Origin of the sequence: Paracoccus sp. Z118 (assembly GCF_019061185.1) — a bacterium.
Classification (GTDB): Bacteria; Pseudomonadota; Alphaproteobacteria; order Rhodobacterales; family Rhodobacteraceae; genus Paracoccus.
Map to the genome: position 1 here is coordinate 1 of NZ_JAHQZU010000118.1, position 531 is coordinate 531.

General features: G+C 66.1%; 1 protein-coding gene. It reads right to left on the bottom strand.

Features of this window, described 5'->3' with window-relative positions:
• Positions 1 to 349, bottom strand: a 349-nt coding sequence (locus KTN05_RS17785; RefSeq protein ID WP_217330682.1) for an SDR family oxidoreductase, incomplete at its 3' end; no start/stop codon positions are given.
• Between the last annotated feature and the right edge of the window lie 182 nt (positions 350 to 531).

Genomic DNA, 531 nt, shown 5'->3' on the forward strand with positions numbered 1-531 from the left:
TGAAGAGCAGGCCCATGATGTTGATCCCGATCATCGCCCGCCATTCGTCCGCGTCGCCGCCCTCGGTGCCTGGCGCGTCGAGGCCGCGTCCGGCATTGGCGAAGGCTGCATCGACGCCGCCGAACGCCTTGGCCATCCGCTCCAGCGCCGCCTGCTGATCGGAGAGCTGCATCACGTCGCCAGGCAGCGCGATCGCATTGCCGGTTCCCAGCTCATCGACGAGCGCTTGGAGCCGGTCCGCGCGCCTGGCGAACAGTCCAACCCGCCAGCCTCTCGAGACCGCCACCCGGGCGGTGGCAGCGCCGATACCGCTCGACGCGCCCGTGATGAACAGGGTCTTGCCGGACATTCGCGTTCCTCCCACCAGTTGCGCCGAGATGCTGGCATCGCGCTCGCGCTACTTTGCCCCGAGAAGGCTACGGATCTGGCCTTTCATGCGCAACTCTGCTGCGATCACACGCCATCCCTGCAGGCGGTGGATCAGAACTCGTCCAACTTGAAGTTCCTGTTCAGAAAGGAGGCGATCTCGCC